Origin of the sequence: Agromyces albus (assembly GCF_030815405.1) — a bacterium.
GTDB classification, from domain to species: Bacteria; Actinomycetota; Actinomycetes; order Actinomycetales; family Microbacteriaceae; genus Agromyces; species Agromyces albus_A.
Map to the genome: position 1 here is coordinate 2,222,243 of NZ_JAUSWX010000001.1, position 19,063 is coordinate 2,241,305.

24 protein-coding genes are annotated in these 19,063 nt (G+C 69.4%); 8 read left to right on the top strand and 16 right to left on the bottom strand.

Translation table 11 applies throughout. The features are described 5' to 3' along the window. Positions 1–33 precede the first annotated feature (33 nt). Both QFZ29_RS10365 and QFZ29_RS10370 read left to right on the top strand, forming a co-directional pair. Entirely contained in the window at positions 34–1,323 is a 1,290-nt protein-coding gene (locus QFZ29_RS10365) for a glycosyltransferase (protein WP_306894037.1), read from the top strand. A gap of 121 nt (positions 1,324–1,444) precedes the next feature. Continuing rightward, complete coding sequence (locus QFZ29_RS10370; protein ID WP_306894038.1) at positions 1,445–2,119, top strand: SIMPL domain-containing protein; 675 nt, start codon at positions 1,445–1,447, stop codon at positions 2,117–2,119. 24 nt (positions 2,120–2,143) lie between these two features. On the opposite strand, the gene QFZ29_RS10375 is transcribed toward QFZ29_RS10370, so the two are convergent. The 6 genes from QFZ29_RS10375 to prfB all read right to left on the bottom strand — a co-directional run bounded on the left by QFZ29_RS10375 (position 2,144) and on the right by prfB (position 7,485). Then, complete coding sequence (locus QFZ29_RS10375; RefSeq protein ID WP_306894039.1) at positions 2,144–2,884, bottom strand: tyrosine-protein phosphatase; 741 nt, start codon at positions 2,882–2,884, stop codon at positions 2,144–2,146. 98 nt (positions 2,885–2,982) lie between these two features. Next, complete coding sequence (smpB, locus tag QFZ29_RS10380) at positions 2,983–3,459, bottom strand: SsrA-binding protein SmpB (protein ID WP_214870170.1); 477 nt, start codon at positions 3,457–3,459, stop codon at positions 2,983–2,985. A gap of 102 nt (positions 3,460–3,561) precedes the next feature. Beyond that, on the bottom strand, positions 3,562–4,473 hold the full coding sequence (ftsX, locus tag QFZ29_RS10385; protein WP_306894040.1) for a permease-like cell division protein FtsX: 912 nt from the start codon (positions 4,471–4,473) through the stop codon (positions 3,562–3,564). After that, positions 4,470–5,513 (bottom strand): cell division ATP-binding protein FtsE, encoded by a 1,044-nt coding sequence (ftsE, locus tag QFZ29_RS10390; protein WP_306894041.1) that lies wholly within the window; start codon positions 5,511–5,513, stop codon positions 4,470–4,472. Before ftsE ends, ftsX begins: the two co-directional genes overlap by 4 nt. A 108-nt stretch (positions 5,514–5,621) precedes the next feature. Beyond that, positions 5,622–6,353 carry a gamma-glutamyl-gamma-aminobutyrate hydrolase family protein gene (locus QFZ29_RS10395; RefSeq protein WP_306894042.1) on the bottom strand — a complete coding sequence of 244 codons (732 nt, stop codon included), beginning with the start codon at positions 6,351–6,353 and terminating at the stop codon, positions 5,622–5,624. 25 nt (positions 6,354–6,378) lie between these two features. Continuing rightward, on the bottom strand, positions 6,379–7,485 hold the full coding sequence (gene prfB / locus QFZ29_RS10400; protein WP_306894043.1) for a peptide chain release factor 2: 1,107 nt from the start codon (positions 7,483–7,485) through the stop codon (positions 6,379–6,381). Positions 7,486–7,558: 73 nt separating this feature from the next. Between prfB and QFZ29_RS10405 the strand changes: the two genes are divergently transcribed. Both QFZ29_RS10405 and QFZ29_RS10410 read left to right on the top strand, forming a co-directional pair. Continuing rightward, on the top strand, positions 7,559–8,845 hold the full coding sequence (locus QFZ29_RS10405; protein WP_306894044.1) for an MFS transporter: 1,287 nt from the start codon (positions 7,559–7,561) through the stop codon (positions 8,843–8,845). A 69-nt stretch (positions 8,846–8,914) separates the two neighbouring features. Then, positions 8,915–9,577, top strand: coding sequence for a peroxiredoxin-like family protein (locus QFZ29_RS10410; RefSeq protein ID WP_306894045.1), 663 nt, complete (start codon positions 8,915–8,917; stop codon positions 9,575–9,577). A 14-nt stretch (positions 9,578–9,591) separates the two neighbouring features. Here QFZ29_RS10410 and QFZ29_RS10415 read toward each other — a convergent pair whose 3' ends face one another. The 10 genes from QFZ29_RS10415 to QFZ29_RS10460 form a co-directional block, all read right to left on the bottom strand. After that, entirely contained in the window at positions 9,592–10,503 is a 912-nt protein-coding gene (locus tag QFZ29_RS10415) for a hypothetical protein (protein ID WP_306894046.1), read from the bottom strand. A 67-nt stretch (positions 10,504–10,570) separates the two neighbouring features. Continuing rightward, a complete protein-coding gene (locus QFZ29_RS10420) occupies positions 10,571–10,855 on the bottom strand; it encodes a hypothetical protein (protein WP_306894047.1) in 285 nt (94 codons plus the stop codon). 4 nt (positions 10,856–10,859) lie between these two features. After that, complete coding sequence (locus QFZ29_RS10425) at positions 10,860–11,270, bottom strand: PPOX class F420-dependent oxidoreductase (protein WP_306894048.1); 411 nt, start codon at positions 11,268–11,270, stop codon at positions 10,860–10,862. Between the two features lie 28 nt (positions 11,271–11,298). Then, entirely contained in the window at positions 11,299–11,751 is a 453-nt protein-coding gene (locus QFZ29_RS10430; RefSeq protein ID WP_306894049.1) for a pilus assembly protein TadG-related protein, read from the bottom strand. Further along, the gene (locus QFZ29_RS10435; protein ID WP_306894050.1) at positions 11,748–12,254 is read right to left on the bottom strand and encodes a hypothetical protein; all 507 of its coding nucleotides are present in this window, start codon (positions 12,252–12,254) and stop codon (positions 11,748–11,750) included. The genes QFZ29_RS10430 and QFZ29_RS10435 overlap by 4 nt, the downstream gene beginning before the upstream one ends. Further along, entirely contained in the window at positions 12,229–12,621 is a 393-nt protein-coding gene (locus QFZ29_RS10440) for a TadE/TadG family type IV pilus assembly protein (RefSeq protein WP_306894051.1), read from the bottom strand. Before QFZ29_RS10440 ends, QFZ29_RS10435 begins: the two co-directional genes overlap by 26 nt. Before the next feature lie 35 nt (positions 12,622–12,656). Then, positions 12,657–12,824: a hypothetical protein gene (locus tag QFZ29_RS10445; protein WP_164990506.1), complete on the bottom strand. Its 168-nt coding sequence runs from the start codon at positions 12,822–12,824 to the stop codon at positions 12,657–12,659. A 54-nt stretch (positions 12,825–12,878) separates the two neighbouring features. Further along, complete coding sequence (locus tag QFZ29_RS10450) at positions 12,879–13,826, bottom strand: type II secretion system F family protein (RefSeq protein WP_306894052.1); 948 nt, start codon at positions 13,824–13,826, stop codon at positions 12,879–12,881. Continuing rightward, on the bottom strand, positions 13,814–14,674 hold the full coding sequence (locus tag QFZ29_RS10455) for a type II secretion system F family protein (protein WP_306894053.1): 861 nt from the start codon (positions 14,672–14,674) through the stop codon (positions 13,814–13,816). Before QFZ29_RS10455 ends, QFZ29_RS10450 begins: the two co-directional genes overlap by 13 nt. After that, positions 14,671–15,903, bottom strand: a complete 1,233-nt coding sequence (locus QFZ29_RS10460; protein ID WP_306894054.1) for a CpaF family protein — start codon at positions 15,901–15,903, stop codon at positions 14,671–14,673. The genes QFZ29_RS10455 and QFZ29_RS10460 overlap by 4 nt, the downstream gene beginning before the upstream one ends. A gap of 84 nt (positions 15,904–15,987) precedes the next feature. On the opposite strand from QFZ29_RS10460, the gene QFZ29_RS10465 reads away from it, so the two are divergent. From QFZ29_RS10465 to QFZ29_RS10480, 4 genes are all read left to right on the top strand, one after another. Beyond that, on the top strand, positions 15,988–16,227 hold the full coding sequence (locus QFZ29_RS10465; RefSeq protein WP_306894055.1) for a DUF1653 domain-containing protein: 240 nt from the start codon (positions 15,988–15,990) through the stop codon (positions 16,225–16,227). A 453-nt stretch (positions 16,228–16,680) separates the two neighbouring features. Beyond that, entirely contained in the window at positions 16,681–17,103 is a 423-nt protein-coding gene (locus QFZ29_RS10470; RefSeq protein WP_306894056.1) for an acyl-CoA thioesterase, read from the top strand. Positions 17,104–17,194: 91 nt separating this feature from the next. Then, positions 17,195–18,160: a 5-dehydro-2-deoxygluconokinase gene (gene iolC / locus QFZ29_RS10475; RefSeq protein ID WP_306894057.1), complete on the top strand. Its 966-nt coding sequence runs from the start codon at positions 17,195–17,197 to the stop codon at positions 18,158–18,160. Further along, positions 18,147–19,058 carry a Cgl0159 family (beta/alpha)8-fold protein gene (locus QFZ29_RS10480; protein ID WP_306894058.1) on the top strand — a complete coding sequence of 304 codons (912 nt, stop codon included), beginning with the start codon at positions 18,147–18,149 and terminating at the stop codon, positions 19,056–19,058. Before iolC ends, QFZ29_RS10480 begins: the two co-directional genes overlap by 14 nt. Positions 19,059–19,063: the final 5 nt, after the last annotated feature.

Consider the following 19,063-nt stretch of genomic DNA (forward strand, 5'->3'; position numbering starts at 1 on the left):
CCTCTGAACGTATCCGACCGCGAAGGAGCCGCCATGAGCACCAAACCCCGCAACCGACTCGTCATCGTGAACCGCGCCGATCCCGTGATCTGCGGCCATTCGGTCGAGGGACGAAACCTCGCCGAGGCCGCCCTCGAACGAGGCTTCGATGAGGTGCGCATCGTCACGTGGCCCATCGAGCGACTCGAGGCCACGGGCCTTCCACTGAAGCCGCTCGACCGGATGCTCCCCTATAGCGAGGGCATCATCGTCGAGCGCCCCGAACCGGTCGGCGACTACAAGGTGCCCGACGGACGCTACCTCGCGGGCATCACCGGCCGGCTCGTCGAGCTCTTCACCGACGGGGTGCCCACCGTGTGCCTCTCGCTCTACCTCAGCCCCCACACGGTGGCCGTCACCGACGCCGTGCGCGCGGCGTGGAGCACGGGTCTGCCCGTAAACGTCACGACGATCGCCGAGGCAGTGGGGTCGGATGTCACGAACGTCGTTCGCTCGTGCGTCGACGAGGGGCACTTCGGCGCGGCTGCCCACATCCTCTCGAGCTACCTCGCGCAAGACCACTGTGTCGCGGTCTCGGAGTACACGCGCGAGCTCATCATCGCCTCGGCAGCCGAGATCGACGCCTTCCACGGCACCCGCTTCGCGGACCAGTGCCGCGAGCGCATCCGGATCTCCTACCCCGCGATCGACACCTCGCAATATCTCGACCTCGACCCCGACCTCATCGACGGCGTGCTCGCTGCGCGAGGGCTCGAGCGCGACGGCTACGTGCTCTTCCTCTCGCGCCTTACGAAGGCGAAGGGCGTCGACGACCTCATCGCCGGCTTCGAGCGCACTCAGGCGAATGAGCGCCTGCAGCTCGTGATCGCGGGGCGCGGCCCCGAGGCCGAGGCGCTCCGCGAGCTGGCTGCTGCCTCCCCGCTCGCCGATCGCATCGTCTTCCTCGACGATGTCGACGACGCCGAGAAGCCATATCTCATGGCCGGTTGCGCCACCTACGTGCTGCCGAGCAAGCCTCGCCCCGAGTTCGTCGAGACGTTCGGCATCGCGCTCGCCGAGAAGATGCTCGCGGGCGGCGGCGCGGTCATCACGACCGAGACCGGCGGCATCCTCGAGGCGGTCGGCGAGCACGCGATCATCGTGCCCGTCGACGACCCCAACGCCATCGCCGCGGCGATCGACGAGTCCCTCGCGCTCGACCCCGACGAACGGCTCGCTCGTGCTGCCCGGGCCCGCGCCTTCGCCCTGCAGTTCGACCGCGGCGCGGTCTTCGAGCGGCTCTTCGACGAGGCCGGGCTGCTTCCGGTGCGCACGCTCGCCTGACGCGCTCGGCGGGTCGTTCGCCGGTGTCGTTCGGCGCTCCCCCGTATGCTGAGGGCGACCGTGCTCGGGCGCGGCCGCGGGTGCATCGAGGCGCCCGGCGCACGCGTTGAGAGGGGCCATCATGCCGACCACGATCGCCGTCAGGGGCAACGCCGAAGAGCGCATCGATCCCGAGCTCGGGGCCGTCTCCCTCTCGGTCGGTGCGTCAGGTGCCGAACGCGAGCACACCCTCGCTGGTACGACCGAGGCGCATGAGCGCCTCATCGGCGACGTGCTGGAGCTCGAGGCATCCGGAGCGCTCGACACCTGGTCGGCCGGTCAGCTTCGCGTGTGGTCGCACCGACCGTGGAACGCCGAGGGCAAGCAACTGCCAGTCGTGCACGCGGCGAGCGCTGAACTCGAGGTGGTGTTCAGCGATCTCGAGCGCCTCGGCGAGTGGGTGAGCGAGATCTCGCTTCGCAGTTCGGTCACGGTCGGCGGCATCGAGTGGAAGCTCACGGATGCCACCCGCCGCACCATCGAGGAGGAGGCCCAGCGTGCCGCGGTCGCCGATGCAGTCGCGAAGGCCGCCGTCTACGCCGCCGCACTCGGACTCGGCTCCCCCACGCCGATCGAGCTCGCCGACACCGGACTCCTCACCATCCAGCAGCTCCCACCCGGCGTCGGTGTGGAACGCATGTTCGCGATGCGGGGCGCCGCGGATGCTGCGGGTGGCGCGTCACCCGCGCAGTTCACGCCCGCGAAGCTCGTGATCGCCGCGTCGGTCGATGCCCGCTTCGCGGCCGAGCCCGAGTGACCGACCGTCGACGGTAGGCCGCAGTCAACGCAAGTCGTCGATGAGCAGCGCCTCGAGTGCCGCGAGATCCGCGAGCTGGAGACCCGAGGCGAGCAGGTATTCGCGCGTCGAACCGTGCTCGCGCTCGATGGTGTCGAGCACCCCTTCGATCGCCTCGCGTGGGCTGCCGCCCATGAGCGTGCGGAGTTCTGGGCTGTCGGGCACTCCGAACCGGCCGACCATGGTCACCATCTCTTCGAGCCACTCGCCGGCCAGGTTCGACTCCGTCACGACGTAGTCGGCGATGACGGACTCGCGATCGACGCCCACCGCCATGAGCGCGAGCGCGACGACGATGCCGGTGCGATCCTTGCCTGCGGTGCAATGCACCACCACCGCGCGCTCCCCCGCACTCGCGATCTCGCGTAAGGCGCTCACGACGACCGAGGTGTGCTGGGTCACGATGCGGTGATAGAGCGCATCAAGCGAGATTCCACCGGCACCCTGCGAGGCGCCCGAGCCCTCGAAGACCGGCAGCCGCAGCACCTCGACCTCGAGACCCTTGAGGTCGTCGGGCATGTACTCGGCCTCGTTCTCGTCACGTAGGTCGATGACGATGCCCACCCCGAGCTCGCGGAGCACGGCGCGGCCGGCCTCGCCGAGGCGATGCAGCCCGTCGGAGCGGAAGAGCACACCCTCGCGCACCGTTCCCGTGACCGCCGGCAACCCACCGACGTCGCGGAAGTTGAACGTGCCGGGAACCGGAATTCGGGTGGAGATCTCCATCGCGATGAGCCTACCTCGCAGGCACGACACGGTGCCGGGCGCATCCGGGCGCCGACGAGCGACGCGCGCTCGCGGCATCCGTCGCCGAGCCTCGCCGATCAGTCGCCGAGGTTGCGGCGGCTCGAGATGGCGCGATCGGCCTCGCGCTTGTCTTGGCGCTCTCGCAGCGCCTGCCGCTTGTCGTACTCGCGCTTGCCCTTCGCGACCGCGATCTCGACCTTGGCCTTGCCGTCGCTGAAGTAGATCGAGAGCGGCACGAGCGTGTAGCCGCCCTGGCTCGTGCGGTGGCTGATCTTCACGATCTCGTGCTTGTGCAGCAGGAGCTTGCGCTTGCGCCTCGGGGCGTGGTTGTTCCACGTGCCTTCGGTGTATTGCGGGATGTGCACCGCGTCGAGCCACATCTCGCCGCCGTCGATGAACGCGTACCCGTCGACGAGTGACGCGCGGCCCTCGCGCAGCGACTTCACCTCGGTGCCGGTGAGCACGATGCCAGCTTCGTAGGTGTCCTCGATCGTGTAATCGTGGCGCGCCTTGCGGTTGGTCGCCACGACCTGCTGACCGCGTTCCCTGGGCACGGTGTGCTCCCTCACTCGAATTGCGTTTGCTGATGGATGCCGCCGGCGATCGCCGAGGCAGCCGTTCAGTCTAACGGATGCCGCGGCATCCGTTCGCCGTGCTCAGACCTTGAGGTAGCGGGTGATCGCGACGCCCGCCGAGACCGCCGCGAGCAGCACCCCCACGAGGATGAGCAGCGGCACCACGATGAGCGCGTCGGTGAGGTCGACGAACGTGAACGACAGGTTATCGGCCAGGTAGCCCTGCACGAAGAACTCCACGACCGCGACGACCGCTCCGCCCGCCAGCAGCGAACCGATGAGCCCTGCGAACACCCCCTCGAGTATGAAGGGCGTCTGGATGAAGCGGTTGGATGCCCCGACGAGCCGCATGATGCCGAGCTCGCGCCGTCGCGAGAATGCCGAGAGCCGAATCGTGGTGGCGATCAGCAGCGCGGCCGCGACGAGCATGATCGACGCGATCGCGATCGCCGTGTAGCTCGCCGCGTTCAGCACGTCGAAGATCTGGTCGAGGTAACTTCGTTGGTCGACCACTTGCTCGACTCCGGCCATGCCCGCGAGGCTCTCGACGAGCACCGCGGATTGCGAGGGCTCGACGAGGTTCACCCAGAACGTCTCGTTGAGCACTTCGGGCGTCACATAGTCGGCTGCGGGCGTGCCGGCGAACTGCTCCTGGAAGTTCTCGTACGCCTGCTCGTGGTCTTCGAAGTAGAACTCGTCGATGAACGGGGCGAGCGTCTCGGACTCGAGCTGCTGCTGGATCGCCGCCTGCTGCTCGTCGGTAGCCTCACCGTCGGTGCAGCCTGCCGTGGTCGACACGGCCGTGCAGAGATACACCGCCACTTGCGCGCGGTCGTACCAGTAGTTCTTCATCTGGCCGATCTGCAACTGCAGCAAGGCGGCGGTGCCCACGAACGTGAGCGAGATGAACGTGACGAGCACGACCGAGACCACCATCGAGGCGTTGCGGCGGAGGCCGCTGGCCGCCTCCGAGAGCACGAGACCGATCCTCATTTGGTCGGCCCCACTTCCTGGTCGTCGTCGCCTTCGCGCGGGCCGCCCGGGGCCCGAAGGCCGAGCCGCTCCGCGAGCGTCAGATGTTCGTGTGCCGTTGCATCGGGCTTCGAGCCGGGCCTCGCCGGTCGTTTGCCCGTCGAAGGCGCCGCGTCGTCGTCAGCTGCCGGCGTGATGGGCACCGATGCGGTCGCTGCGGCCGTGATGGCGGCCGCGGCATCCGTCACGTCATCGTGCACCTCGGGTTCGACGTAGAGCGGCTGCGCCTCGCGCATGACCTCGATGGGCACCTTGGGCGCGGCCGACGTGATCGGCTCGTCGGTGGGCGCCTTGGCTTCGTCGCCCGAGTCGGGCAGCGACGCGCCGTAGCCGGAGCTGCGCTCGTCGCGCACGATGTCGCCCGCGACGAGCTCGATGACGCGACGCTGCATCTGGTCGACGATGCCCGCCTCGTGCGTGGCCATGACCACGGTGGTGCCGCCCGCGTTGATGCGCTCGAGCAGGGTCATGATGCCGGCGCTCGTGACCGGGTCGAGGTTTCCCGTGGGCTCGTCGGCGAGGAGGATCTGCGGCTTGTTGACGATGGCGCGCGCGATCGCGACACGCTGCTGCTCGCCGCCCGAGAGCTCGTGCGGCATCCGCTTGCCCTTGCCGTCGAGACCGACGAGCTTCAGCGTCTCGGGAACAGCCGACTGGATGAAGCCGCGCGACTTGCCGATGACCCGCAGGGTGAATGCGACGTTCTCGAAGACCGACTTGTTCGGCAGCAGGCGGAAGTCCTGGAACACGACGCCGAGGTCGCGACGGAAGTAGGGCACCTTCCGGCTCGAGATCGAGCCGAGGTCTTGGCCGAGCACGTGGATGGAGCCGCGCGTGGGCTTATCCTCTTTGAGGATGAGCCGCAGGAAGGTCGACTTGCCGGAACCGGATGCGCCGACGAGGAACACGAACTCGCTGCGGAGGATCTCCACCCCGAGGTCGTTCAGCGCGGGCCTCGCCTGGCCCGGGTAGGTCTTGGTCACAGCGTCGAAACGGATCATCGCAGTCGAGCTTAAGCAGCGCGCCCGCTGTCGGCACCACGACTCGCCCAACTCACAGCGAACCGCCGTTGCCGCCGTTGCCCGGTGCGCGCTCGGGTTCGACGCCGATCACTCGCTCGCCCTCTTGCGGGCTGCGGCGACGAACGCCCCGATGAGCCAGAGTCCCTCGGGATCGAGGCGTTCCTCGGGGTGCCACTGCACGCCGAGGCAGAAGGAGCCGTCGGAGGATTCGATCGCCTCGATGACGCCGTCGGGAGCGGTCGCGGAGACGACGAGGCCCTCGCCGAGTTCGCCGACGCCCTGGTGGTGGTGTGAGGCGATCTCGAACGACAGCTCGTGCGTGAGCGTGCTCAGCAACGAGCCCGGCTCGATCGTCACGTGGTGTGGGGTGTACTTGCCGATGATGTCTCGGTGAATCGCGAGATCGACGCGGTCGCCGAGGTGCTGCTCGAGCGTGCCGCCCATCGCCACGTTGAGCACCTGGAGGCCTCGGCAGGCACCGAAGACGGGCATGCCCCGAGCGTGCGCCAGGCGCGTGAGGGCAATTTCGAGCTCATCGCGCACGCGCAGCGGCGGGTCGTTCGTCGGGTGCGCCTCGCTGCCGTAGATGTCCGCATCGAGGTCGCGACCGCCGGGCAGGAACAGGCCGTCGATGCGGTCGAGAACGCGCTCGGGTTCGGCGATGTGCACGTCGAGGCTCGGGATGAGCAGCGGTGCGGCACCCGCCTGCTCGAGAGCAGCGACGTATCGGTGCGGCAAGCCGTCGTTCGGGATGTCAACCCAGGCGCCCGACGTCACTGCCTTACGGTCGGCGACGAGGCCGATGACGGGAACGGTCATGCGCACCCCCGGAGGTTGCGTGCTCTCAGTCCTGCTTCTGCTTGCGCCACTTGATGCCGGCGGCGATGAACCCGTCGAGGTCGCCGTCGAAGACGGCGGACGGGTTGTTCACCTCGTGTTCGGTGCGAAGGTCTTTCACCATCTGGTACGGCGCGAGCACGTAGGAGCGCATCTGGTCGCCCCAGCTCGCGGTGATGGTGCCCGCGAGCTCTTTCTTCTGCGCAGCCTCTTGCTCCTTCTGGAGCAGGAGCAGCCGTGACTGCAGCACGCGCATGGCGGCGGCGCGGTTCTGGATCTGCGACTTCTCGTTCTGCATCGAGACGACGGTGCCGGTGGGGAGGTGGGTGAGGCGCACCGCCGAGTCGGTGGTGTTCACCGACTGGCCGCCGGGACCGCTCGAGCGGAACACGTCGACGCGGATGTCGTTCTCGGGGATCTCGATCGCCTCGGTCTCCTCCATGAGCGGGATGACCTCGACCGCCGCGAAGCTGGTCTGGCGCTTGCCGGCCTGGCCGAACGGGCTCATGCGCACGAGGCGATGCGTGCCCGCCTCGACGGAGAGGGTGCCGAACGCATAGGGCGCATCGATCTCGAAGGTGGCCGACTTGATGCCCGCCTCTTCGGCGTAGCTCGTGTCCATGACCTTGGCGGAGTAGTTGTGCTTCTCGGCCCAGCGCAGGTACATGCGCATGAGCATCTCGGCGAAGTCGGCAGCGTCGACGCCGCCGGCGCCGGCGCGGATCGTGATCACCGCGGGGCGATTGTCCCACTCGCCGTCGAGCAGGGTCTGCACCTCGAGTTGGCCGATCGTCTTCTGCAGCGACTCGAGCTCGGCGCGCGACTCGAGTGCGCTCTCTTCGTCTTCGGCCTCGTTCGCGAGCTCGATGAGCACCTCGAGGTCATCGAGGCGGGACTCGATGCTCTTCACGCGCGCGAGCTCGGACTGGCGGTGGCTGAGCGCGCTCGTCACCTTCTGGGCGTTGTCGGTGTCGTCCCAGAGGTCGGGCGCTCCGGCGAGCGCTGAGAGCCGCTCGATCTCCGACTGAAGTGAGTCGACGTCGACGACGGAGCGGATGTCGCGGAAAGTGGAGCGCAGCGCGGCGATCTCCTGCGTGAGGTCAAGATCCAACATGGCCTTCCCAGCCTAGCCGTGACGGCGTGGCCCTGCGTCCGGGACATCCACCCCAAGCAATAGCATCGAAGGGATGACCGACACCACGCCTCCGTACTCCTGGCGTGCGATCATCCTCCCGGCCTACCTGCCGACCCTGCTGTTCTCGCTCGGCGAGGGCGCGATGATCCCGGTTATCCCCGTGGTCGCCACCGAGCGCGGCGCGTCGCTCGCACTCGCCGGGCTCATCGCCGCGATGCTCATGGTCGGTGAGCTCGTCGGCGACCTGCCGGCGGGGTGGCTCGTGGCGCGCATCGGCGAGCGCAACGCGATGATGGGCGGAGCGCTCCTCGCGGTCATCGCCGTGCTCATCGCGCTCGCCGCGCCCACGACGTTCGCGCTCGCCATCGGCGTCTTCCTGCTCGGCCTCGCGACGGCGGTGTTCGGCCTGGCCCGGCACGCGTTCCTCACGAGCTACGTGCCAGAACGCACCCGGGCGCGGGCGCTCTCGACGCTCGCGGGCGTCTTCCGCGGTGGCCACGCGGCGGGCCCGTTCGTCGCCGCTGCCCTCATCGCGTGGACCGGCTCCGCAGAGATCGTGTTCTGGGTGCTCGTCGCGAGCTCGTTCGCGGTCGTCGTGGTGCTGCTCGTGCTGCCCGACCCCGAGCGCGTGTTCGGCGCGGCTCGGCTCGCGCGCGCGGCATCCGTTTCGGGTGAACCGCTCACCGAAGGCGAAGCCGAAGCGGATGCCGCGTCGCACGGCGTCTTCCGTGCGATCGTCACGCATCGCGGGGTGCTCGCCCGCATCGGCAGCGGCGTCGGACTGCTCGCCGCGATCCGCGCGAGCCGCACCGTCATTATTCCGCTCTGGGCGGTGTCGATCGGGATGCCGCCCGAGACGGCCGCGCTCGTGATCGGCGTTGCGGCGGCGATCGACTTCGCGCTGTTCTACGTGAGCGGCCAGATCATGGACCGCTTCGGCCGGCTCTGGAGCGCGGTGCCCGGGCTCATCGGCCTCGGCACCGGCCACCTCGTGCTCGCGCTCACGCATGACCTGCCCGGCAATGAGGTGTGGTTCGCCGTGGTCGCGGTGCTGCTCGGCGTGGCGAACGGGCTCTCGAGCGGGGTCATCCTCACGCTCGGCGCCGACCTCGCGCCGAAGATGAACCCGGCACCGTTCCTCGGCGCCTTCCGCACAATCGGCGACGCCGGCGGGGCGGCGGCGCCACTCATCGTCGCGGGCGTGACGTCGCTGGTGTCGATCATGGCGGCGAGCGCCACGATGGGCGTGCTCGGGCTCGTCGGCGCGGTGGTCATGTGGCGGTACATCCCGCGATACGTGCCGCGTCGGCCGCACCGGCCCTACTCGTCGGGCGGGTAGCGACCCCGAGAGGCGAGGCATATGCTCGGCTCAGGTGAGGATGATTCACCAAGCCGGGAGGCGCGCCCGATGACGGATCTCGATGAACTTGTCAGAGCAGCAGAGGCGCGTTGGCTGGCTGCCTTCGAATCAGGCCCGACCGAACCGCCGAGTCGTGTGCTCGTCCGTGGCGATACGGCTCCCGACGCCGAACTCGTCGACTCGAGCGGTGCGCCGCGACGGCTTTCGGAGTTCTGGGCTGCGGGCCCTGCGCTCGTGATGTTCTGGCGTCACTTCGGCTGCAGCTGCGGCATGGATCGCGCTCATCGGCTCGTCGAGGAGCTCGACGACTACCACGCCGCCGGCCTTCGGGTCGTGATCGTGGGCCAAGGCGAGCCCGAGCGCGCGGCCGCGTACGCGTCGAAGCACGGCATCACCGTGCCGCTTCTCGTCGACCCGAGCGCCGACGTGTACCGGGCGTACGGCGTCGGCCACTACCAACCCGAGCAGGCGCTGTTCGACGCGCCCGCGGAGTACCTCGCACACTCACGCGAAACCGGCCAGAGCTTCCTCGAGGCTCGGCGCGAGCAAGGCCGGCCGCCCGTCGACGACCCCTGGCGGGCGGCGGCGGAATTCGTGATCGATCAGGCCGGCATCGTGCGGTTGGGCTACTCGTACCAGTACTGCGAGGACTTCCCCGACCCGCGGGTGCTCACCGCCGCGGCTCGGCTCGCGCAGAGCCCAGGCGGGTAGCCGCTTCGCGCGGGTCAGCCCCGCTTCGCCGTGGCGTCATCGAGCTCCTCATGCGCCTGCTCCGCGGCCTTCGCGGCTCGCCCTCGATCGCGCTCGGTGGATCGCGCGCGGCGTTCGGCCTCGGTGATCTCACGACGCACCTCGTCGAGGCGAGCACTGAGCTCCTCGCGCTCGTCGCGCAACGCCTCGAGGCGACCCTCGGCCTCCTCCGCCTGTTCTGTGGCGGCTCGCAGTTCCTTGTCGGCCTCCTCGGCACGGGCACGAGCCTCACGCACCTTGAACTCCGCCCGCGCCTTAGCGTGCTCACGGGCTTCGCGCTCGGATTCCTCGGTCGCCGCACGCTCGTCGGTCTTCGTGTCTCTCGTGGCAGTCTCGGCACGGCGACGCTCGCGCTTCGGCCGGGCTGACGCGGCGAGCGGCGCACCTGCCACCGCACCGTCGAGGTCGACGGGGTCGAACCCGACCGCTTGGAGCCCGCGAATGAGCCGGCCGCTCCGCACCGCATCGCCCGCCGGCTCGTCGACCGTGCCCGCGGCGAGGGTCTGCTCCACCTCGTCGAGCACCGCGCGGGAGGCGTCGCGGTCGAACTCCTCGGCGATCGCCGACGCGGTGTCGAGGAGCTCGCCGATGAGTCCGCGCCGCTCGCGTGCGAGCCGGTTCAGCTGCCGCCCGTCGCCGCGGGCCTGCGACTGGCGGAGTTCGGCGCCCAAGTCGAGCAGGTCGTCGATCTCGTCGCTCTTGCGCCGCACGAGCTGATTGACGAGGAACGCCGCGGGCGACGGCTTGCGCAGCTCCTGGATGCGCGCGGCGAGCTCGCGATCATCGGGCTTCACTTCGCGCACACGGGCGTTGCGCGCGGCGGTGAACTCCTCAGGAGCGAGCCCGTAGAGGTGGTCGGCGTCTTCGTTGAGCGCGTCGGTCGCCATGCCACCCATCTTCCCGCTTCACACGGATGCCGCGAGGAGGAGTTTCTGCGGCATCCGTCACGTGCGTTCAGCCCGCGGGAGCAGGCAGGGTGAGGAGAATGACGTCGAACACGAGCACGAACGCGGCGACGATCACGGCGGCGAGCGCGAGCGCTCCCCCGGTCAGCGACGGCTCGCGTTTGAGCTCGCGACGCGCCACCAGACCGAGCACGAGGCCTGCGGCGGCGAGCACGAGCGCCACGATCGCCGGCATCAACAGCGCACCGACGGCGAGCACGAGCGCGGTCACGGCCTTCCATGAGTAGCGCGGGCTGCCCGAGCCGGGGCCCCGCTTCGGCGCGCCGTCGGTCATGAGCTCAGCGACCGTTGACCTTCTCGACGCTCATCACGAGGATGACGCGGTCGTCCTTGTCGGCGGGCGCCTCTTGATCGGGGTTGCCGTAGCGCTGTCCGAGGTGCACGTAGAACGCGCCCTCCGGGTCGGCGATCACCTCGGTGAGACGCCCGCGCACCTCGACGTACTTGAAGGCGTTCGCCGGATCGATCGCCTCGAGCGTCATGAGGGGATTTGCCTGCAGGTGGCGGAACTTCGCGCGCTTCGTCGTGTGGGTGAAACGGATGACGCCGGCGTCGCCGTCGAACTCGAACCACATGGGGTTCACCTGCACGCTGCCGTCGGGCCGCACCGTGGCGAGGTGGCCGAAGACCGGCGCGGAGAGGATGCGAGTGAAGTGATCGGAGATCTCGATGGTGGTCTGAATCGTCATCGCTCCAGTCAACCGCATTCCCGGGCGCTCAGTGGAACACCGAGCGAGCAGTCGCTGTCACCTCGATCGGCACCGCCACCGGCACAAGCTCAGTGTGGACCGGCGCGTACCAGACGCCCCGCAGCGTGACCGTCGCACTCTGGCCATCGTCGGATGCCGCCCGAATGACGGAGACATCCTCGAGGCTGCGCGCGGCATCGCCCAGGTATTCGACGACCGCTTCGCTGACACCGGCGGAGTCGAGTTCGAGCGAGAGGCGATCGTCGTCGATGCGCACCGTATCGAGGCTCCACGCCTCGGCTCCCGCGAGCGCCGCGCCGTCGGCGAGCGTGAAGAGCCGTTTGCGCTCGAGGTACAGCGACGTCGCCGAGACCACGACCATCACGAGCGAGAGCCCGAGGAAGCAATAGAAGATCGTGAGGAGCAGCGTGGACCCCCGCTCGTCGTCACGGTCGAGTGCCCCGCGAATGCGCCGGATCATGTGCCGCTCCGCGCGAACCGCGACACGGTCTGCGTTGCGCTCGCCTCGAGCGGCACGCTGCCCACGGCATCGAGCGCGAGGAGGTCGGGCACGAGCGGCAGGCTGACTCGGGCTACGACCGAGACGCGAATGCGGCTTCCGGGTTCGAGGCAGTCCGTGGCGCTGCACTCGATGGTGACGGATGCCGCTTCGGCGTCGACCCCGTAGTCGGCAAGCGTCACCCGAATCGCACGGTCCACCGCGGCATCCGCTGCCCCTTCGGCACTCGCCTGCACGGCGATGCGCGCGGCCTGGCGGGCTGCACCCTCGACGGCGAGCGCGCCGCCCTGGATCGCCGCCATGGCGAGCACGAGGTAGACGAGCGGCACGAGCAGGATAATGCCGACCGTGAGGAACTCGAGCGACGCCGAGCCGCGTTCGGAAGCTGCGGCAGCGAGTCGAGCCGCCAGGAATCGCGACCACCGCGGCCCGCGCCGCTCAGTCGAGCGACTCGACCGCCGCATGCCCCGTCACCTCCAACCCACGTTCGAGACCGAGCAAGCCGATGACCGGCAGCGCCGCGCGAACGGTCACGGCGACCACCGGCACGCCGCCGATCGAGGAATGCGCCGCCGCGACATCCTGCGCATACTCCGCCGAGATCGCGGTGCTGATGAGGTCTTGCGTACGAGCGACGCCGTCGTCGGCGGATGAACCGGCGAGCGCGGCGTACCTCGCCCCCTCCGCCGCTGCATCGAGGAGCGTGTTGCGCACGTGCAGCGCCAGCGCGAGCTGCACCACGGCGAGCGCGAGCACGGTGAGGAGCACCCCGACGAGCGTGAACTCTGCCACAGCGGAACCACGTTCGTCGCGCGCGAGCGCGGCGAGCACCGAGCCACGCGAACGGCCGCTCAGAACCCGACCCCTCAGAACCCCAGCACGCGACCGATCGCCTGGTCGAAGACCCCCGACAATGCGGGCCCGGCGAGCCCCCAGATGACGATGACGAGGCCGGCCGTCATCAGGGTGATGAGCACCCACCCCGGCACGTCGCCGCGTTCGTCGCGCAAGCGCTCGGTGATCCAGTTCCCCATGTGCGTTCCCTTCGGTGAGTCCGTTGCGAGTTGCAGCGCTCGAGTGCCGTGCCATCAGAACCCCGTCTGCAACACGAGGTATCCCGGGAACAGCGCGAACGCGACCGTGACCGGAAGGATCAAGAAGATCAGGGGCACAAGCATGGCTATTTCCTTGCGGCCGGCGAGCTCGATGATCGTGCGCTTCGCCTCCTCGCGCGCGTCGCCCGCTTGCGAACGCAGCACGCCGGCGAGCGGCGCACCGCGATCGAGCGCGCCGAGCACCTGGTCGAGCGCACGAGAGAGAGCCGGGTGGTCGATTCCGTCGCGGAGCTCGGCGAGCGCCTGGCCGAGCGGAACGCCGGTGCTGACGGAGGCCACGACGCCGGCGAACTCGCGCGGAAGCTCCCCCGACCCGGCCTTCGCGATGCGTCGGATCGCGTCGAGCATTCCTTCGCCGGCGGTGAGGCTGAGGGTGAGGAACTCGAGCACCGTCGGCAGCTCGTCGGAGATGCGCGACAACCGACGTCGCGCGCGGCGTTGCAGCATCCAATCGCGCAAGACGGCGCCGAGTGCCGCCGCGAGGAATGGCATCGCGATGCGGACGACCGATGGCAGCGTGCCGAACGCCGGCGACAGCAGGGCGAGCGCCAGTGCGATCACGAATGCCGCCGCGCTCCAAGCGAGCTGTTCGCCGCGGAACCGCTCGACGCTCGAGGTCGACCCGGCCTGCCGTAACCGACGCGCGATCGTCTCGTTCCCTCCGAGCCACTCCGAGAGCATCCGACGAAGCCACCTGACGGCCGGCGTGACCATCACACCGAGCACCGGCGTGGGATCGCTGGGCCGGCGTTCGAGGATGGCTCGTGCCTCGCTCGAGATGTCGGCGACGTACGGCGCGACGCGCTCGACGAGCCGAGGTCTGCCGATGCGCGGCACAGCGGAGACGATGAGCCACATGCCGAGCCCGAGCACGGCACCGAGGAGCACGCCGATCGCACCGATCGCGTTCAGTGGAACCATCGACGCTCCTCGGGAAGTCGGCCGAGGGCGATCATGGCCTGATAGGCGACGATCGTGACGACGACACCGGCGATGATGAGCACGGTGCCGGCAGGTGAGTCGTACGCGACGAGTGTCTCGCGCCGCGATCCGAGCACGATCAGGAGGAGCCACGGCGCGGCGACGCCGAGGCGTGCGGCGTTGCGGATCCACGATTGGCGGGAAACGACCTCGGCACGCAGTGCTGCGTCTTCGCGAAGGTAGCCCGCGAGGCCCCGGAGCACGGCGGTGACATCGCTGCCGCCGACCTCACGGGCCATTCGGAGCGTCTCGAGGATGCGATCGGCGACCGGATCGGCGAGCGATGCCTTCAGGCGGTCGAGGCAGAGGGAGAAGTTTCCGGTGCGGCGGTAGTCGTCGTCGAACGACGCGAACGCGCTTCGTGTGGCAGCCGGCCCGAGCTCGGCGAGGGCGCCGACGCTCTCGGGCAGCGACATCCCGGCACGAACCGACGCGACGAGGTGGTCGACGACGTCGGGCCAGACCGCGCGATTCGCCGCACGCCTGCGAGTCGCGCGCGCACGGATGAGGAGTGGCAGGAGCGCGCCGCCGAGCACGCCGGCAACCACGGTGAGCACCGGGATCGCGAGCACTGCCTGGGCGAGCGCCCCTCCGACCACGGAGAGGAGTGCCGCCACCGCGACGACGACCGGAACCGGTACGCCGATGAGGCCCGCCAACGCGAGCTCGTCGCGGATGCGTGCCCCCACGCCGGGACCCGAACGCGCCGCGGTGCGCGCCGGCCAGAGCAGTGGGGAGAACGCGAGCAGCACGCCGAGCCCGAGGAGCGCACCGAGCATGAGACTCATCGGGCACCTCGAGCGAGCACGATGTCGGGATCGAACCCGGCCGCGTCGAACTTCTCGAGACGAGCCGGGCGGGCGCCGGTGGTGACGAGGAGCCCCGCCCTCGTCACGAAGATCGGGTCGGCGTCGACGGCAGCGCCAGTGGACCCGCCGGTCGGGGCGGTGATCTCCGCCACGCGGCGTCTGCCGTCGCGATCGATCGCGAGGTGCACCACGAGGTCGATGCAGCTCGCGACGGTCGGCACGACGAACGAAGAGTCGATGTTGCGGCCGGCGAGGAGCGGAAGGGTGCAGAGCTTCACGAGGGCGTCGCGCGCCGAGTTCGCGTGGATCGTGCACATGCCGGGCAAGCCCGAGTTGAGCGCGATGAGCAGGTCGAGGCTCTCGGCCTCGCGCACCTCGCCGACGATCAGGCGGTCGGGCCGCATACGCAGCGCCTCTTTGATGAGGCGGCGCAGTGTGATCTCTCCGGTGCCCTCGAGACTCGGCTGGCGACACTGCAGCGACACGAGATCTCGCACGTCGAGGTCGAGCTCGAACGTCTCCTCGACCGTGACCACGCGGTCGCCCGAGCGAGCGCTCGACATGAGCGCATTCAGCATCGTGGTCTTGCCCGTGTGCGTCGCCCCAGACACCAGGATGTTCGCGCCTGCCAGCACGGCCATGCGCAGGAACTCCGACGCCTGCGGCGTGACCGAGCCGAGCTCGACGAGCTGCGCGAGCGAGCGGATGCGGCGCTGGAACTTGCGGATATTGACCGCCCAGTGCGCGCGAGCGACGTCGGGGATCGCGACGTGCAGGCGCGAGCCGTCGGGCAGGGACGCATCGACGAAGGGCGACGACAGGTCGACGCGCCGACCCGAGTGCTGCAGCATCCGCTCGACGAGCTCTCGCACCTCGCGGTCGGAGAGCACGACGGTCGTGAGCTCGGCCACCCCGTCGCGCGCGACGAACACCCGGGTCGGCGAGTTGATCCATATCTCTTCAACACCGGGATCGTCGAAGTACGGCTGAAGCGGCCCGTACCCGGTGATGGAGGCGACGACCTCGCGCGCGGTGCCGTGCTCGTCGCCCAGCTGGGCGTGCGCTCCGGCGAGGGCACGCTCGCTGTAGCGGCGCACCTCTTCGCGTGCGTAGCGTGCGGCGACCGCCTCGTCGCCGGCGAGATCGACCCCATCGCGGAGCACCCGTGTTCGCACCCGATCGGCGATGGTGCGAACTGGGTCGGTCATGGCACCATCTTGCGATGCGCCGGATGCACCACCTCGAAGTTATCCACAGCCGGTTCCGCGGCGCGGCATCCGTAACATGGGGCGATGACCGAAGCGGCCGCAACTGCCCCCATCGAGCCCGGCGTCTACCAGCACTTCAAGGGCGCACGATACGAAGTGCTCCTCGTGGCCAGGCACAGCGAGACCGAAGAGGAGTTCGTCGTCTACCGCCAGCTCTATGGCGACCGCTCGAACTGGGTGAGGCCCACGGCCATGTTCACCGAGCACGTCGAGCGCGACGGGCGCCTCGTGCCCCGCTTCGCGCGCATTGAGCACGCCCACTGAGGCGTGGGTGAGGCTTGCGTCGGCTCACTCGCGTCGCAGGCGCACCCAGACCGTCGTGTCACCGGGAACCAAGCCGTCGCTCGCTGCGGCGGATCCGGAGGCTCTCCCAGTAGCGACGCAGCGTCGAGTCCGGGTCGCGCTCCTGCGCCTCGACCGTCAGCGAGCTCCACCCGGCGGGCTGAGTGAGCCAGGTCCGCGTAGCGGGCGACGGCGGGAAGCCGAACGGCGGGCGGTCTCCGCTCCATGGCAGCGGCACGCGGCATCCGTCTCGACCGGGGTTCTCGCCCTGCGATCGGAAGCACATCGGGTCCTGCAGCTCGCCGCGGTCGAGGTCCTCGACCTCAGGGAGGGGAGGGGCGGGTGGCGTACAGGCCCGTACTCCACAACGCCCTCGAGCACTGCCGCGGCACCGGACGATCCGGAATGTGCTAATGTCTTAACATGATTGCGGAGATGAACTTCTACACCCGCAAGTGGGTGCGTCCCGAGGACCTCAATGCCAACGGCACGCTGTTCGGCGGCAGTCTCCTGCGCTGGATCGACGAGGAGGCCGTCGTCTACTCGGTGCTGCAGCTCGGCAACGGCCGCGTGGTCACGAAGTACATGTCCGAGATCGAGTTCGTGAGCTCCGCCCGCCAGGGCGACCTCATCGAGCTCGGGCTCGTCGCAACGAAATTCGGCCGCACGTCGCTCACCCTCCGAGCGGAGGCGCGCAACATGATCACCCGGCGCAGCATCCTCACGATCGACCGCATCGTCTTCGTGAACCTCGACGAAGACGGTCATCCCGCCGCGCACGGCCACACTGAGATCACCTACGAGCGCGACCGAATTCCTGCGCCCGCACCCGCGGCCGGCGACCCGCTCGCGGAATGACCGCAATACACATATTGTCATTTTGTTAGGACATGGATATGATCACTTGGACCACCTGCACGGCTCGATCGAGAGAGTTCTACACCGGCGTATGAACACGAATCAGACCTTCGACGTCATCACGATGGGCCGCGTCGGCGTCGACATCTACCCGCTGCAAGACGGCGTCGGCCTCGAAGACGTCGAGACGTTCGCCAAGTACCTCGGCGGCAGCGCCACCAACGTCGCCATCGCGGCAGCGCGGCACGGCCGCTCCAGCGCGGTGATCACCCGCACCGGCGCCGACCCGTTCGGGCGCTTCGTCCGCCGCGAGCTCGTGCGCCTCGGGGTCTCCGACGCGTACGTGGGGGTCGAGCCCGACCTGCTCACGCCCGTCACGTTCTGCGAGATCTTCCCGCCCGACGACTTCCCGCTCTACTTCTACCGCAAGCCGAAAGCGCCCGACCTGACGATCACCGCCAAGTCGCTCGACCTCGACGCGATCCACAACGCGGGCGTGTTCTGGGCGACGGTGACCGGACTCTCCGAGGAGCCGAGCCGCTCGGCGCATCACGTCGCCTGGACGGCGCGCGCTCGCCGTCAGCACACGGTCCTCGACCTCGACTACCGCCCCATGTTCTGGCACTCCCCCGGAGACGCAACGCGTGAGGTCACACGTGCGCTCCCCCACGTCACCGTCGCGGTCGGCAACCGTGAGGAGTGCGAGATCGCCGTCGGCGAGACCGAGCCGCACCGCGCGGCCGACGCACTGCTCGAGCGCGGCGTCGAGCTCGCCATCGTGAAGCAGGGCCCCAAGGGCGTGCTCGCGAAGACGCGCGACGAGACCGTCGAGGTGCCGCCCTTCCCGGTCGAGGTCGTGAACGGACTCGGCGCAGGCGACGGCTTCGGTGGAGCCCTGTGCCACGGGCTCCTCGCGGGCTGGGACCTCGAGCGGATCCTGCGATTCGCCAACATCGCGGGCGCCATCGTCGCCTCCCGCCGGGAGTGCTCCACGGCGATGCCGACGACGGCCGAGGTCGAGGCCGCACTGGAAGGGGCGACGGATGCCGCGCACTGACCGCTTCCTCGCTGCCGAGCGTTTCGACGAGCTCCGCCACATCCGCGCCGCTGAGCCCCATCGCATCGCGCGGGCGCTCGCCGAGCGCGTGCGGCGTCCACTCCTCTCCGACGCCGGCCGCCTGTTCATCGTGGCCGCCGACCACCCGGCGCGGGGCGCCCTCGGCGTCGGCAACGACCCGATGGCCATGGCCGGCCGCTACGACCTGCTCGACCGTCTCGCGCTCGCGCTCTCGCGACCCGGCGTCGACGGCGTGCTCGGCACGCCCGACATCATCGACGACCTCGCCCTGCTCGGCGCGCTCGACGGAAAGGTCGTGGTCGGGTCGATGAATCGCGGCGGGCTGCGCGGCTCGGCGTTCGAGTTCGACGACCGGTTCACGGGCTACGACATCCCCGCGATCGTGCGCGACCGGCTCGACTTCGCGAAGACGCTCGTCCGAGTGAACCTCGGCGACCCCGCGACATCCGCGACCCTCGAGGCGAACGCCAGGGCGGTCTCCGCCGCGGTCGCCGCCCGCGTGCCCATCATGCTCGAGCCGTTCCTCAGCGAGTGGCGTGACGGTGCCGCCGCCAACCTGCTCGACGCCGACTCCGTCATTCGTTCCATCGCGATCGCCGCCGGCCTCGGCGACAGCTCGGCCTACACCTGGATGAAGCTCCCCGTAGTCGACGAGATGGAGCGCGTGATGGCGTCGACGACGCTTCCGACGCTCCTGCTCGGCGGCGATCCGGCGACCGATCCCGACGCGACCTACGCCGCGTGGGAACCCGCCCTTGCGCTCCCCGGCGTGCGCGGACTCGTCGTCGGCCGCACCCTCATCTACCCGCTCGACGGAGACGTGGAAGCTGCGGTCGACACCGCTGCCGCACTCGTCCACGCTCCCTCCAACGCCTGACCGAA